This is a genomic window from Vibrio sp. TRT 1302 (genome assembly GCF_050113875.1).
Taxonomy (GTDB): Bacteria; Pseudomonadota; Gammaproteobacteria; order Enterobacterales; family Vibrionaceae; genus Vibrio.
The window spans coordinates 495,161-509,671 of the sequence record NZ_JBNJOF010000002.1 but is presented as its reverse complement, the minus strand read 5'-3'; the positions used below and the strand labels follow the sequence as shown (position 1 = coordinate 509,671).

The 14,511-nt window shown below is 46.6% G+C and carries 13 protein-coding genes and 1 other annotated feature; of the genes, 8 read left to right on the top strand and 5 right to left on the bottom strand.

What is annotated here, in order from left to right; all coding sequences use genetic code 11:
* Positions 1-385 precede the first annotated feature (385 nt).
* From rluB to rnm, 3 genes are all read right to left on the bottom strand, one after another.
* The gene (gene rluB / locus ACQEXP_RS05055) at positions 386-1,324 is read right to left on the bottom strand and encodes a 23S rRNA pseudouridine(2605) synthase RluB (protein WP_138973252.1); all 939 of its coding nucleotides are present in this window, start codon (positions 1,322-1,324) and stop codon (positions 386-388) included.
* A 106-nt stretch (positions 1,325-1,430) separates the two neighbouring features.
* On the bottom strand, positions 1,431-2,051 hold the full coding sequence (locus ACQEXP_RS05050; RefSeq protein ID WP_269375897.1) for an L-threonylcarbamoyladenylate synthase: 621 nt from the start codon (positions 2,049-2,051) through the stop codon (positions 1,431-1,433).
* 36 nt (positions 2,052-2,087) lie between these two features.
* Complete coding sequence (gene rnm / locus ACQEXP_RS05045; RefSeq protein ID WP_269375898.1) at positions 2,088-2,954, bottom strand: RNase RNM; 867 nt, start codon at positions 2,952-2,954, stop codon at positions 2,088-2,090.
* 83 nt (positions 2,955-3,037) lie between these two features.
* On the opposite strand from rnm, the gene ACQEXP_RS05040 reads away from it, so the two are divergent.
* From ACQEXP_RS05040 to ACQEXP_RS05005, 8 genes are all read left to right on the top strand, one after another.
* Positions 3,038-3,163 carry a Trp operon leader peptide gene (locus tag ACQEXP_RS05040; protein WP_138973255.1) on the top strand — a complete coding sequence of 42 codons (126 nt, stop codon included), beginning with the start codon at positions 3,038-3,040 and terminating at the stop codon, positions 3,161-3,163.
* Positions 3,110-3,212, top strand: a sequence feature (Trp leader region). Its footprint overlaps the gene before it by 54 nt.
* Before the next feature lie 125 nt (positions 3,213-3,337).
* On the top strand, positions 3,338-4,900 hold the full coding sequence (locus tag ACQEXP_RS05035; RefSeq protein ID WP_426968546.1) for an anthranilate synthase component 1: 1,563 nt from the start codon (positions 3,338-3,340) through the stop codon (positions 4,898-4,900).
* A 7-nt stretch (positions 4,901-4,907) separates the two neighbouring features.
* Complete coding sequence (locus ACQEXP_RS05030; protein WP_426968544.1) at positions 4,908-5,498, top strand: aminodeoxychorismate/anthranilate synthase component II; 591 nt, start codon at positions 4,908-4,910, stop codon at positions 5,496-5,498.
* An 11-nt stretch (positions 5,499-5,509) separates the two neighbouring features.
* Positions 5,510-6,508, top strand: coding sequence for an anthranilate phosphoribosyltransferase (gene trpD, locus ACQEXP_RS05025; protein ID WP_269375902.1), 999 nt, complete (start codon positions 5,510-5,512; stop codon positions 6,506-6,508).
* Positions 6,509-6,532: 24 nt separating this feature from the next.
* Positions 6,533-7,960 carry a bifunctional indole-3-glycerol-phosphate synthase TrpC/phosphoribosylanthranilate isomerase TrpF gene (gene trpCF / locus ACQEXP_RS05020; RefSeq protein WP_426968543.1) on the top strand — a complete coding sequence of 476 codons (1,428 nt, stop codon included), beginning with the start codon at positions 6,533-6,535 and terminating at the stop codon, positions 7,958-7,960.
* Between the two features lie 55 nt (positions 7,961-8,015).
* Complete coding sequence (gene trpB / locus ACQEXP_RS05015) at positions 8,016-9,206, top strand: tryptophan synthase subunit beta (RefSeq protein ID WP_426968541.1); 1,191 nt, start codon at positions 8,016-8,018, stop codon at positions 9,204-9,206.
* Positions 9,206-10,012 carry a tryptophan synthase subunit alpha gene (gene trpA / locus ACQEXP_RS05010; RefSeq protein ID WP_426968539.1) on the top strand — a complete coding sequence of 269 codons (807 nt, stop codon included), beginning with the start codon at positions 9,206-9,208 and terminating at the stop codon, positions 10,010-10,012. Before trpB ends, trpA begins: the two co-directional genes overlap by 1 nt.
* Positions 10,013-10,350: 338 nt before the next feature.
* The gene (locus ACQEXP_RS05005; protein ID WP_269375907.1) at positions 10,351-11,607 is read left to right on the top strand and encodes a dicarboxylate/amino acid:cation symporter; all 1,257 of its coding nucleotides are present in this window, start codon (positions 10,351-10,353) and stop codon (positions 11,605-11,607) included.
* Positions 11,608-11,949: 342 nt separating this feature from the next.
* On the opposite strand, the gene ACQEXP_RS05000 is transcribed toward ACQEXP_RS05005, so the two are convergent.
* On the bottom strand, positions 11,950-13,758 hold the full coding sequence (locus ACQEXP_RS05000; protein WP_426968537.1) for an ABC transporter ATP-binding protein/permease: 1,809 nt from the start codon (positions 13,756-13,758) through the stop codon (positions 11,950-11,952).
* 155 nt (positions 13,759-13,913) lie between these two features.
* A complete protein-coding gene (locus ACQEXP_RS04995) occupies positions 13,914-14,411 on the bottom strand; it encodes an outer membrane beta-barrel protein (protein WP_269375909.1) in 498 nt (165 codons plus the stop codon).
* Between the last annotated feature and the right edge of the window lie 100 nt (positions 14,412-14,511).

Below are 14,511 nucleotides of genomic sequence, written 5' to 3'. Positions count from 1 at the left end.
ATATACAAGCTGAGCAACTTTTTGCTCGATCTGAGCAAGATCTTGCTCGATTCGAGCAAAAAGTTGCCCGGAAGCAAAAAATACACCAAGGAGACTGGGAGTAATCACAAATTATGAAAAATCAGAAAATACCCCGCTGCTACGGAGGGGAACGATGGAAGGTTCCATACCTCTATTCTTTAACCTGCACCGCCTTGTCCAATACATGAATGAGCTGGTCGCTGTCTGCTGAATGAGTCGTTTGGCTGATAGTTGGAATTGGCTTGAACGATAGAACGAAAAAACGGCCCGTATTGAGGGCCGTTCGTAAGAGTATGGTTCGCTATCCAGTGCGTTCCAACCACTGTAAGTGATAGGAGTTGTGTTTTAAAATCCCAACGTTCAATTAACGTTGTTTATTACGAACACCTTGCTGACCTGAGCTTTTCTTCGGTTTACGACGTGATGGGTTGTTGCTACGTCCACCAGTACTGTTCACACGCTCTTCGTGACGTTTAACCGCACGACGGATTTTCTGGCTGCGTGAACGCTCACGTTTACGTGATGAGTTTGATTTGCTCTCATCAAGAAGCGTTTGACGTTCAGGACGAAGTTCTACCAATTCACGTAGGTAGTTTACTTCTTTAAGATCCAGTTCCATCCAACCGCCACGAGGCAATTTCTTATCTAGGTAGATATCACCGTAGCGTACACGTTTAAGGCGGCTAACCGTGGTATCTTGAGATTCCCATAAACGACGAACCTCACGGTTACGACCTTCGTTGATGGCTACGTAGAAAGTGTGGTTCATACCATCACCACCCGCGTAAACAACGTCTTCGAAACGCGCCATACCATCTTCTAGTTCAACACCGCGAACTAGATTCTTCACTTTTTGTTCCGTTACTTCGCCGAAGACACGTACTAAGTATTCACGCTCTACTTGACGACTTGGGTGCATCAAGCGGTTTGCCAATTCACCATCTGTTGTGAAAAGCAGAAGTCCTGATGTGTTGGCATCCAAACGACCAACTGAAATCCAGCGAGAGCCACGGATTTTAGGCAAACGGTCAAATACAGTACGACGACCTTCTGGGTCATGACGAGTACACAGTTCACCTTCCGGCTTGTAATATGCGAGTACTCGACAGATCACTTCTTCCTGCGCTTTAGCAGAAACAGTATGACCATCGATACGCACAACTGCGTTTTCATCTTCTAGTCGTTCACCAAGCTTAGCAACGACACCGTTCACACTCACGCGACCTGCTTTAATCAAAGCTTCTAGTTCGCGACGAGAGCCATGACCAGCTCGGGCTAATACTTTCTGTAGTTTTTCGTTCATTTATCTACCTATGTGTCGTCTTCTCAGACGTCGAATAAACAAGTGCGACCAAAAATCGCGGTCGCACATTATCGCAAAAAGTGTGCTAAAAATCACGTACTTTTGATTACTCGAACGGAGCAGGATCTCCAGCACCCACACGGGCAATCACAGGTTCATCTTCACTAAAATCAACCACAGTGGTTGGTTGTTCACCCAGATAACCACCATTAAGGATGCAGTCAACCGCATGTTCTAACTTGTCGCGGATATCTTCTGGGTCAGATTCCGTCACTTCGTTACCCGGCAGGATAAGAGAAGTCGACATCAATGGTTCACCTAACGCCTCAAGTAGATCAAGCGCGATGCGGTTGTCTGGAATACGAATACCGATCGTCTTACGCTTTGCATTCATTAGGCGACGTGGTACTTCCTTAGTCCCTTTAAAGATAAAAGTGTAAGGCCCCGGTGTATTATTCTTGAGTAGACGGAATGCCGTGTTGTCTACTCGAGCGTATAAAGAGATCTCTGACAGGTCACGACATAATAGAGTAAAGTTGTGCTTATCGTTCAAGCGACGTATCTGACAGATACGCTCCAATGCTTGTTTATTTTCAAGCTGACAACCAAGTGCGTAGCCTGAATCGGTCGGGTAAACCACTACCCCGCCGTTACGAATGATTGCTACAGCCTGATTGATCAAGCGAGCCTGTGGGTTTTCTGGATGAACGTAAAAAAACTGGCTCATTGTAATTCCTCATTATCGAGTCTCTCGACTCTATAGTTATTCAATATGGGCTGAATCTGTTGCCGAAGGTTCAATGCCCCAATCCTTCCATACGGGTTCAACACCCGATGGCAACCATAAATTTCGACCTAGCTCCATCCAAGGAGATGGATAATGGAAGTCGCTACCTTGCGAAGCTAATAGTTTGTATTGTATAGCATAATCAGCCAAGTTTCGCCTTTCTTGTTGAGCTTGTTGCGGCTGTGCGACTTCCATCGCGTCACCACCAGCTTCAGCAAAGGCTGTCAACAGACGCTTGATCCATTTTGCCGTTAGATCATAGCGCCCTGGATGTGCAAGAACCGCATGCCCTCCTGCTTGATGAATCGCGTCAATCGCGTCTTTCATCGAGCACCATGTTGGGGGCACGTACCCTGGATTGTTCCGAGTTAGGTATTTTTTAAAAACTTGCTGCATGGTCTTAGCATATTGGTTATCCACCAGCCACTTAGCAAAGTGCGCTCGGGTAATTGGTGCATCGCCTGCAATAGCCTTCACCTCTTCCAACACGCCTTCTCGAGTGGCTTTAGCCAACCTGCTGGCGATCAGTTCCGCACGACCTTCTCGATGTTTCTTTTGCTGCTCGATCAAGTCAGTGAGCGCTTGAGAGTGGGGATCAATATTTAATCCAACAATATGGATATCTTTGTTTTGCCACACCGTGGAAATTTCAATCCCGTTGATCAGTGTCAGCGGTAAATTGTTTTGCTTTATGTACTGATGCGCAGGCTCCAGTGCATCGACCGTGTCATGGTCAGTGATCGCTAAAACTTCAAGCTGAAAACTCAATGCTCTATCGATTAATTCATTGGGAGGTAATCGTCCGTCTGAGGCTGTAGTGTGACTATGTAAATCAATTCGCATAATTTTAGTTTTTTTTGTTGACTTTTTACCTCTGCACTAGTTAACTAGTACACAAATACGAAGTACCTGATTTAAGGCTCACTATGTTACAAGACATCCAACAAAAGCAAAAAGCAAAAGTTACTGCTCACTCTATTAATAATAGAGCAGTAGATCTTGCTTGGTGGCGCACTTGGACAAGTTCTTGGTGGGCTAACGTGTACTTTTAATAAGTGAAAATCATGTTCAAAAGCCCGCTGCCGAAGCGGGCTTTTTTGTTTTGTAATCTGTCTCACATCTAACTGCTCAAACAATGGACAAATTTAACCGAAACTTGATTGGGCGACTGTGCGCTTTATGCGACTATGTAGGCAGGAAACTATTTTTAGAGATAAGGAGGTCTGGTGAACAAGGCCATTGAAATCAAAAAGCTAGGCGCTATCGAACTGCTTCGAACCACCGCACCTTATGCCGAAGATCCAACACAGTTGTTTCACACCTTATGTGAACACAAAAGTGATAGCTTGCTGCTAGAGTCGGCGGAAATTGATTCGAAACAGGATCTGCAAAGTCTGCTTATCGTAGATTCAGCTGTTCGCATTGTCTGTTTTGGCAATACTGTGACCATGACAGCCTTAACGGAGAACGGTAAAAACCTACTTTCTCACCTCACTAACAATATCCAAACGAATATCGAACACTCGTTTGATGGCAATCAGTTGGTCCTCCATTTTACAACGCCTTGTGACACGATTGACGAAGATTCTCGTCTACGTGAGGCCTCATCATTTGATGCTTTACGTTTGATTCAACATAGCTTTGATATCGACTCGCTACACAAACACGCCATTTTTATCGGCGGTCTGTTTGCCTATGACCTTGTGGCGAATTTCGAACCCTTAGGCGATGCCGAAGCGACAAATCAATGTCCAGATTATGTGTTCTATGTGGCCGAAACCCTGCTCGTAGTCGATCATCAGAAGCAATCTTGTGAACTGCAAGCGACACTATTTGCAGACACTTCGAATCCAACTCGACTAGAGCAACGCCTTGACTCTATCCGCCAACAGTGTGCAGAGCTCAAGCCATTACCAAAAGCGACGCTGGTCAGCGATACCACCGCGACACCAAGTATCTCTGATCAAGACTTTTGCCAGATTGTTCGTGACCTCAAAGAATATGTAGTCAAGGGCGATGTGTTTCAGGTTGTTCCTTCTCGTCGCTTCACATTACCTTGCCCGTCGCCTCTGGCCGCTTACAAAGCGCTGAAGCAAAGCAACCCAAGTCCTTACATGTTCTACATGCAGGATGAATTGTTTACCCTGTTCGGTGCGTCACCAGAAAGCGCACTTAAATACGAAACTCATACGAATCAAATCGAGATATACCCTATTGCCGGTACTCGTCGTCGCGGCAAACGTCCAAATGGAGAGATTGATTTCGATCTCGATAGCCGAATTGAACTTGAGCTGCGTACGGATAAAAAAGAGAACGCTGAGCATATGATGCTAGTCGACTTAGCGCGGAACGACGTAGCACGTATCTCTCAGCCAGGTACACGCCACGTTGCCGATCTGTTGAAAGTCGATCGCTATAGCCATGTCATGCACTTGGTGTCTCGCGTGGTTGGTCAACTTCGCGATGATTTGGATGCCCTACACGCTTACCAGGCTTGCATGAATATGGGAACACTAACCGGCGCTCCTAAAATTCGCGCAATGCAGTTAATCCGCGATGTCGAACAAGCCCGACGTGGCAGTTACGGTGGTGCGGTCGGCTATCTGACGGGAGAAGGTACACTGGATACTTGTATCGTTATTCGTTCTGCGTATGTTGAAAATGGTATTGCACAGGTTCAGGCTGGCGCCGGAGTGGTCTTTGATTCTGACCCACAAAGCGAAGCCGATGAAACGCGCGGCAAGGCACAAGCAGTAATCTCTGCTATTCAAGCAGCACACAAGGAGTAGCATCGAGATGGCAAATATCATATTCATCGACAACTTTGATTCGTTCACTTACAACTTGGTTGACCAATTTCGCTCTCTTGGTCATCAGGTCACGGTATATCGCAATAGCATTTCTGCCCAAGCGATTGAGACCGCCGTTGCCGAACTGGACAATCCCGTCGTTCTTTTATCACCAGGGCCGGGCGCCCCCTCTGAAGCTGGTTCGATGCCTGAGATTCTTCAGCGTTTAAAAGGTAAAGTGCCAATGATTGGCATCTGTCTCGGACACCAAGCAATTGTGGAAGCCTACGGCGGCACCGTCGCGGGAGCTGGTGAAATCATCCACGGTAAAGTCTCGATGATGGAGCACGAAAACCATGCGACTTACCAAGGACTGCCATCACCGTTGGCGATTGCGCGCTACCATTCACTCGTCGCGACCAAGGTACCTGAAACGCTGACTGTTACCGCAGAGGTTGATGGTTTGGTTATGTCTGTAGTACAAGAACAAGACAAGGTATGTGGATTCCAGTTCCACCCAGAGTCAATCATGACAACATATGGCGCAACGTTGCTTGCGAATGCCATTAAATGGGCTCTAGAGAAGAACAATAAATAAGGAAGAGAATCATGGAACAGATTATTAGTAAGCTCTACGAACAGCAGTCGTTAACTCAGCAAGAGAGCCAGCAGCTATTTGATGTGATTATTCGCGGCGAATTAGACCCTATTTTAATGGCGGCGGCATTGACCGCTCTGAAAATCAAAGGTGAAACACCCGACGAGATCGCTGGCGCTGCTAAGGCGTTGCTCGCTAACGCCAATCCATTTCCACGCCCAGACTACGACTTTGCTGATATCGTCGGCACAGGTGGAGACGGTCACGACACAATCAACATTTCGACCACTGCGGCATTTGTTGCAGCGGCATGTGGATTAAAAGTGGCAAAGCATGGCAACCGCAGTGTCTCTAGCAAATCAGGCAGTTCAGATCTGCTTGATTCATTCGGTATTAACTTGGCAATGAGTGCCGAAGACACGCGAACTGCGGTCGATACACTGGGCGTAGCATTTTTGTTTGCGCCGCAATACCACCTCGGTGTTCGCCACGCAATGCCTGTACGCCAAACCATGAAAACTCGTACCATCTTTAACATCTTGGGCCCGTTGATTAACCCTGCTCGCCCTAACATTGAGCTGATGGGCGTCTACAGTGAGGAGCTGGTTCGTCCTATCGCAGAAACCATGTTGCAGATGGGTTTGAAACGCGCCGCGGTTGTCCACGGTAGCGGCTTAGATGAAGTGGCGATTCATGGCAAAACCACCGTCGCTGAGATTAAAGATGGTCAGATCCATGAATACAGCCTGACACCAGCTGACTTTGGTCTTGAGGCGCACCCTCTTGAAGCGATCAAGGGCGGATCTCCTGAAGAAAACCGAGCGATCATTACCAATATGCTGACTGGTAAGGGAACCGACGCTCAGCTAGGTGCTGTAGCCGTCAACGTGGCGCTTTTGATGCGTTTATTTGGTCATGAAGATCTCAAAGCCAACACACAACAAGCAATCGAAGCGATGAACTCCGGTAAGGCGTACCAGTTAGTTCAGCAACTCGCAGCACATGCATAACAACGGCAGTACAAGGTAAGCACAATGACTCAGGTGAAAGATAAATTATCCGAGCACGTTTCAGTGAAAGAAGCTGAGATGGCAGAAGTATTGGCAAAAATTGTTAGAGACAAGCACCAATGGGTCGCTGAACGTAAACAAGCCCAACCCTTAGCCTCATTCAAAGATACACTGGTTGCATCAGATCGCAGTTTCTATCAGGCGCTCAGTCAACAAAAAACCGTCTTTATTACGGAATGTAAGAAGGCATCTCCGTCTAAAGGCTTAATCCGTGAAGAGTTCGACCTAGATTACATTGCTAGTGTTTATAACAACCATGCGGATGCAATTTCAGTACTGACTGATGAGAAGTACTTCCAAGGTAACTTTGAGTTTTTGCCTCAGGTAAGGAAGCAAGCCAAGCAGCCTATTCTGTGCAAAGACTTTATGATTGATAGCTATCAGGTTTATCTTGCACGCCACTACTTCGCTGATGCCATCCTGCTGATGTTATCGGTATTGGATGACAACGAATATGTTGAGTTAGCTGAAGTCGCTCACTCTCTTGATATGGGTGTTCTGACGGAAGTTAGCAATGAGGAAGAGTTGCAACGTGCCGTCGCATTAGGCGCAAAAGTGATTGGCATTAACAACCGTAACCTACGCGACCTTACAACGGATTTGAACCGTACCAAACAACTTGCTCCAACCATCCGTGAGCTCGCACCTGATGCCATTATTATCTCTGAATCAGGAATTTATACTCATCAACAAGTTCGTGACCTTAGCCAATATGCTGATGGTTTCTTGATTGGCAGTTCTTTGATGGCTGAAGATGACTTAGAACTGGCCGTTCGTAAAGTAACTATGGGCGAGAATAAAGTCTGTGGCCTCACCCACCCTAACGACGCCGCGAAAGCCTATCAATCTGGTGCCGTTTTTGGCGGATTAATTTTTGTTGAACAGTCTCCACGCTATGTCGATCAGGAAAGCGCACGTCTGACGATGAGCGGAGCCCCGCTCAATTATGTCGGCGTGTTCCAAAATCACAGTTTAGAAACCATAGTCGGCACCGTGTGTGACCTAGGTTTAGCCGCTGTTCAATTGCACGGTAGTGAAGACCAAGCATTTGTAAATCAACTGAAATCTGCACTGCCACCACAAGTAGAAATTTGGAAAGCGTATGGTGTGAATCAATCCGTTCCTGTCCTACTGAATGAAAACATCGACCGACATTTACTCGATACCAAAGTCGGATCACAAGTTGGCGGGACTGGCCTAGTGTTCGACTGGTCGTTAATTGGCGCTCCATCCAAAGTCATGCTCGCAGGTGGTATCACTCCTTTCAACGCCCAAAAAGCGGCAGAGCAAGGATGCCTTGGACTCGACCTTAACTCAGGCGTGGAGCACTCTCCGGGTAAAAAAGACGCAGACAAACTCGAACAAGCTTTTATTGCGATTAGAAACTACTAAATTATCAGCGACGTGAGTTGCTTCACGTTGGACAAAATTAAAGGAATTAAACACCATGGCAAAACTTGATGCCTACTTTGGCGAATATGGTGGTCAGTATGTACCACAAATTCTCGTTCCAGCACTGGATCAGCTTGAACAAGCATTTATCGACGCACAGAAAGACCCTGAGTTCCAAAGCGAATTCATGTCTCTGCTCCAAGAGTATGCAGGCCGTCCGACTGCTTTGACCTTGACGCGTAACTTAACCAAAGGCACCAAAACCAAACTTTACCTAAAACGTGAAGATCTACTGCACGGTGGTGCACACAAAACTAACCAAGTGTTAGGACAAGCCCTGCTGGCAAAACGCATGGGTAAACACGAAATCATCGCGGAAACAGGAGCTGGTCAACACGGTGTTGCTACCGCTCTTGCATGTGCATTGCTTGGTCTCAAGTGCCGTGTTTACATGGGTGCGAAAGACGTCGAACGTCAAAGCCCTAACGTATTCCGAATGAAACTTATGGGTGCAGAAGTCATTCCTGTTCACTCTGGCTCAGCGACACTCAAAGACGCATGTAACGAAGCATTGCGTGACTGGTCTGCCAGTTATGAAGAAGCACACTACCTACTTGGCACTGCGGCAGGCCCTCACCCATTCCCAACCATAGTGCGCGAATTCCAACACATGATCGGTGAAGAGACCAAAAACCAGATTTTGGCTCGTGAAGGACGTCTCCCAGATGCAGTCATCGCCTGTGTCGGAGGCGGTTCAAACGCTATTGGTATGTTTGCTGATTTCATTGAAGAAGAGAGTGTTCGCCTGATTGGTGTTGAACCTGCGGGTAAGGGTATCGATACTGACCAACATGGCGCACCACTGAAACATGGTAAAACAGGTATCTTCTTTGGTATGAAAGCTCCCTTGATGCAGGATGAGCATGGCCAAGTTGAAGAGTCGTACTCTGTCTCTGCCGGCCTAGACTTCCCTTCTGTGGGTCCACAGCATGCTTACTTGAACGCGATTGGTCGAGCTGAATACGATAACGTCACGGACGATGAAGCGCTGGAAGCATTCCAAGAGCTTGCACGTAACGAAGGGATTATTCCGGCGTTAGAATCATCTCACGCATTAGCTCACGCGTTGCGAATGGCACGTGAAAACCCTGAAAAAGAACAATTACTTGTGGTTAACCTTTCTGGTCGTGGAGATAAAGATATTTTCACTGTCCATGACATTCTGCAACAAAAAGGAGCGATCTAATGAACCGTTATGAAAAGCTATTCACGCGCTTAAACGATGCCAATCAAGGTGCTTTCGTTCCGTTCGTAACGGTTTGCGATCCTAACCCTGAGCAATCATTAAAAATCATGGAAACCTTGGTTGAATCTGGTGCAGATGCCCTTGAGTTAGGTATTCCATTCTCAGATCCTCTGGCAGACGGTCCTACCATTCAAGGGGCAAACATTCGTGCGCTTGAGGCGGGGGCAACACCCGATATCTGCTTTGATATGATCGCGAAGATTCGTAGCAAATATCCAGACCTTCCAATTGGTCTGCTTATGTACGCGAACCTAGTTTATTCACGTGGAATTGAAAACTTTTACCAACGCTGCGCGAATGCAGGTATTGACTCTGTGCTTATCGCAGACGTTCCGACCAACGAAAGTAGCGAGTTTGTCGCAGCGGCTGAAAAGTTTGGCATTCATCCAATTTTTATCGCACCGCCAACGGCGAGTGACGAGACGCTTAAACAAGTTTCTCAATTGGGTGGTGGCTATACCTATCTGCTTTCTCGTGCGGGTGTTACGGGTGCAGAAACCAAAGCCAACATGCCTGTTGGAGACATGCTAGAGAAACTAAACCGCTTTGATGCGCCACCAGCGTTGCTAGGATTTGGTATTTCAGAACCCGCTCAGGTAAAGCAGGCTATTGAATCTGGTGCTGCGGGGGCGATTTCGGGCTCTGCCGTGGTCAAAATCATCGAAAATAACCTTGATGATCCACAGCAAATGTTAAATCAACTAGCAAATTTTGTTTCCTCAATGAAGTCAGCAACACATAAGTAACGTGTTAGCCATCTAAACTGCTATGAGATCAGCTTCTTATCAATCGTAAAAAGCTGATCTTTTTTTTAACAAATCCCACCTTTTCTTGCCACTTCTAACCAGCCGATATAAGCAATCATTCAGCCCTAAATCATCACCACATCAAATAGCAAACGGTTGCTATTGAGCAAAAAATTAGCACTCGTCAATAAATCATCGAATAATCCGTTGAACATGCCCTCTTCGATATTGCTAAATGTAAAATTTAAGTGTACAACGCAAGACGAAATTATTATCCAATTGCAAGTTTTCTCTTGGTGGGTAATTCTAGGAATTTAAATTTTCTTAGCACAGAGGTTATGGAAGTGTTAAAACAAAAGAATTTACTAAGCAACATTGGCGTACAAGTCGTTATTGCCATGATCCTGGGTACTGCCGTTGGTGCCTTCATGGGTGACAGCGCTACCATGTTCGCTCCACTTGGTGCGATATTTATTAACCTAATCAAAATGCTGGTTATTCCTTTAGTTGCGGTTGCCCTGATCTCAGGTGCGGCAGGCCTAGGTAACAGCCAGTCTGCTGGTAAAGTAGGTCTAGTAACTTTAGGTTACTTCGGTCTAACTTCAGCATTAGCCGTTGCACTTGCTCTGTTTATGGGTGAAGTATTCAAGCCTGGACTTGGCATCGACGTATCAGGCGTTGAAGGCATGTTCTCAGCAGAATACGCTTCTAAAGGTGAACTACCTACTTTCTGGGCAACCATCACTGGTATGATCCCAACTAACGTTTTCCAATCACTTAACGAAGCAAACATCCTTCAGATTCTGGTTTTCTGTATGTTCTTTGGTATTGCAATTTCTAAGCAGTCAAAAGAGCGTCGCGAACCAATCATGAATGGCGTGAACTGTATTGTTGATGCAATGGTATGGATGATCAACAAAGTCATGATCATTGCGCCAATTGGTGTATTCGGGCTGATGGCTGAAGCGGTTGGTACGTTTGGTTTTGGCGCTCTAATGGTCGTCTTCAAACTATTCGTTGTTTACGTTGCCGCTATCATGATCTTCGGCTTCATCGCTTACCCATTAATGGTTCATATCTTCACTAAGACTTCAGCGAAAAAATTCCTTGTTGCTATGAAGAAACCACAAGCGGTTGCACTTTCAACAGCGTCATCTATGGCGACGCTTCCTGTTACAATGGATACCGTTGAAAATGAACTGGGTGTGAGAAACTCTACCGCGTCGTTTGTTCTGCCTCTAGGTGCAACAATCAACATGTCTGGTAACGCTATTTACTACGGTCTAGTGGCAATCTTCTTTGCTCAGCTATTCAATATCGACCTAGGTATGGGCGCTTACATCGCGATCATCGTGACCTCTACACTGGGTGCGGTTGGTCAAGCGGGTGTTCCTGGACCATCATTCCTTGTAGTTGCTGTACTTCTAGCAGCTGGTATTCCAATTGAAGGTCTACCGCTACTGTTCGCTCTAGACCGTATCTTCGATATGATTCGTACTGCTCTAAACATCACTGGTGATGCAGCGTGTGCGGTTATCGTCGACGCGCTTATTGAAGAAGAAGCACAACAAGAGTTGAAACAGCAACAAGCTTAATGTTTCACACAGTTACTGTTGTTAAAGCCACTCGATTGAGTGGCTTTTTTGTATCGGCAATACTTTGACAGCCACCGGAGCGATGTCGAGAACATTATGATTTCATGCTCTGCTTCTCTCTAATTTGCTCACCTAAAGTGTCAGATATGGCTTGACAAGACGATGAATATTCGCTTGGCACGTTGCCGGCAACACGCGTGGCCAAAGAGGCAAGCTCGCCAAAACGCGATATTCTGTGTGTCGGTATGTTTCGCTGTTTTGTCGCCATAACACTTCTCTGCGGGTTTCACGCTTGTATAGGTGCAAACTCAAACAACAGGCTTAAACCAAGCATAATTATTGTCAGTGAAGGTGTTTGAACTGCAGCTCAACCAGACGCTGGTATAGTTCACAACTCTTCATCAGTGAGTCGTGATTGCCAACATCAACCAATTTGCCTTGATCGAGTACCGCAATCTTATCTGCGTGTTTGATTGTCGAGAGACGGTGAGCAATGATGATGGTTGTGCGCCCTTGCATAAGTTCTTCCAATGCAAGTTGAACGTGATGTTCACTCTCGCTATCTAGTGCACTGGTTGCCTCATCTAACAGCAAGATGTTGGGATCTTTTAGAATCGCTCGCGCGATGGCAATTCGTTGTCGTTGCCCGCCCGAAAGGCGTACGCCCCGCTCCCCCAAAAAGCTGTTATAGCCCTGTGGCAAATCGACAATAAATTCATGAGCGTGCGCCTTTTTAGCGGCAGCGATGACTTGCTCATCTGTCGCTTGAGGATTGCCGTAGCGGATGTTGTGAAAAACATCATGACTAAAAAGGGCTGGCTGCTGCGGTACCAATGCCATTCTTTGGCGCAAATCGCTCGGCGAGAAATCACGGACATCGACTCCCCCTAACGTTACTCGTCCACTCTGAGGGTCATAGAATCGCTGAAGAAGTTCGAACAGCGTCGTTTTGCCAGCGCCAGAAGGCCCGACTAAAGCGAGGACTTTCCCTTCTTCAACGGCTAAATTGAGCTGTTTCAGTGCCGCTTGATCCGGTCTTGAAGGGTAATGAAAGTTAACTGCCTCGAAAGTCACATCGGCGCTGAGTGTGGCGGGGATCAGCTTAGTTTCAACGGGCGCGGTAATGTGGCTTTCGACCTGAAGAATCTCTATCAAACGTTCCGTTGCCCCAGCCGCGCGTTGTAGCTCTCCCATCACTTCTGAAATCGTGGCAAGTGAAGACGCCACCATGATAGCATAGAAGACAAATGCTGCGAGATCGCCTGCACTCATTGCCCCATTAATCACATCGCTACCGCCAACCCACAACATGCCCGATATAGCGCTGAAAACAATGACGATAACGCCAGAGATGAGTATCGCTCGCTGCTTTACCCGTTTACGACCAATGGAGTAAGCGCGTTCAACTTCATTGGCAAAAAATGCTTTCTCTTGGGATTCTCGGCTGTAGCTTTGTACGGTTTTTATTTGTTCAATCGCTTCTCCGGCGTAACTCCCGACGTCGGCCATTGAGTCCTGACTCTGACGAGATAATGCACGAACTTTCCGCCCATAAAATAGGATTGGCACAAGTATAAAAGGCACGCTGGCAAGCACGATCAAGGTCAGTTTGATGTTGGTGGCAAACAACATGATGATTGCCCCAACACACATTAACGCACTGCGCATTGCCATAGAGAAAGAGGATCCAATGATACTTTGCAGCAAGGTAGTGTCGGTGGTAATACGAGACATGATGTCACCACTGCCATTGGTCTCGAAGTAGCTTGGGTGTAGCGTGATAACATGATTAAACACCGCAAGGCGGATGTCGGCACTGACACGTTCACCGACTGATGACACGAGGTAAAAACGGAAAAATGTCCCTGCGGAAATCAGCAGTGTGATTAGTAAGATAAAAACGATCGCGCTATTGAGCTCTTCAATCGACTGCTGAGCAAATCCTTGGTCGATTAACACTCTTACCCCTTGGCCTACTGCCAGTGTCAACGAGGCGGTAAAAACGAGAGCAATCAGCGCCGCCGCCACTTTGAGCTTATAAGGCCTGATAAAGGTCATTAACTCTAGCAATATGCTGAGATTCTTGTTGTCAGGTTTTGAAAACGTCGCTGTCGATGCTGAATCGTTACGAACTGGGATTTGCGATTGCATAACACGGCCTTGTGATTATCAAGTTGCAGCGGGGTTCGCTTAACAATGCCTCATTAGACTATCGCTAGTTGATACAGATAGAAACCGTTTCCCTATCGAGTTTGCAAAAAAAAAGCCTGACCGGAGTCAGGCTTTACGTCATTCTATCCTATTGATTATAGGAAGTGGAAAGTCGCGTTAAGAGAGAAGTTCTTAACGTCTTCTTCTTTCATTGAAAATACGCTGTAGCTTGCGCCTAGTGAAATTGGGCCCATTACAAAGTACTCAGCGCCAACACCGTACATCATGTCAATTTCGTCTTCTTTGAAATCGCTATTTCGACCAGTCAGTTCGTAAGAGTGAATACCCGCTTTTGCGTAAACGTGAAGCGGACCGAAATCGATGCTTGGTTTTGCTGCGAAGTAAACAGCTGAACCTTCAAGATCACGTACTACACCACCATAATTCACATTGTCAAAATCACCAAAGTTTTGGTAACCCGCTTCCAAGCCGATGAATGGAAGAATGCCTGTACCAACGTGAACGTTGTACGAGGTCGATGATTCGTTGCCCAGATCCGCTTGACCCACACTTGCGCTGCCGTAAATCCAAGAGTCCGCAGAAGCTGTAGCTGATGCGCCAATCAGAGCTAGCGCGAGTAGTGTCTTTTTCATAATAAACCTTCTCTAGTTATAAGTTGCAGAAGCTTAGGCTGGCAAGCTTCTGCCGTATTTGTCAAAATTCCGAACTGTATATTTACTGATGCAATTTGCA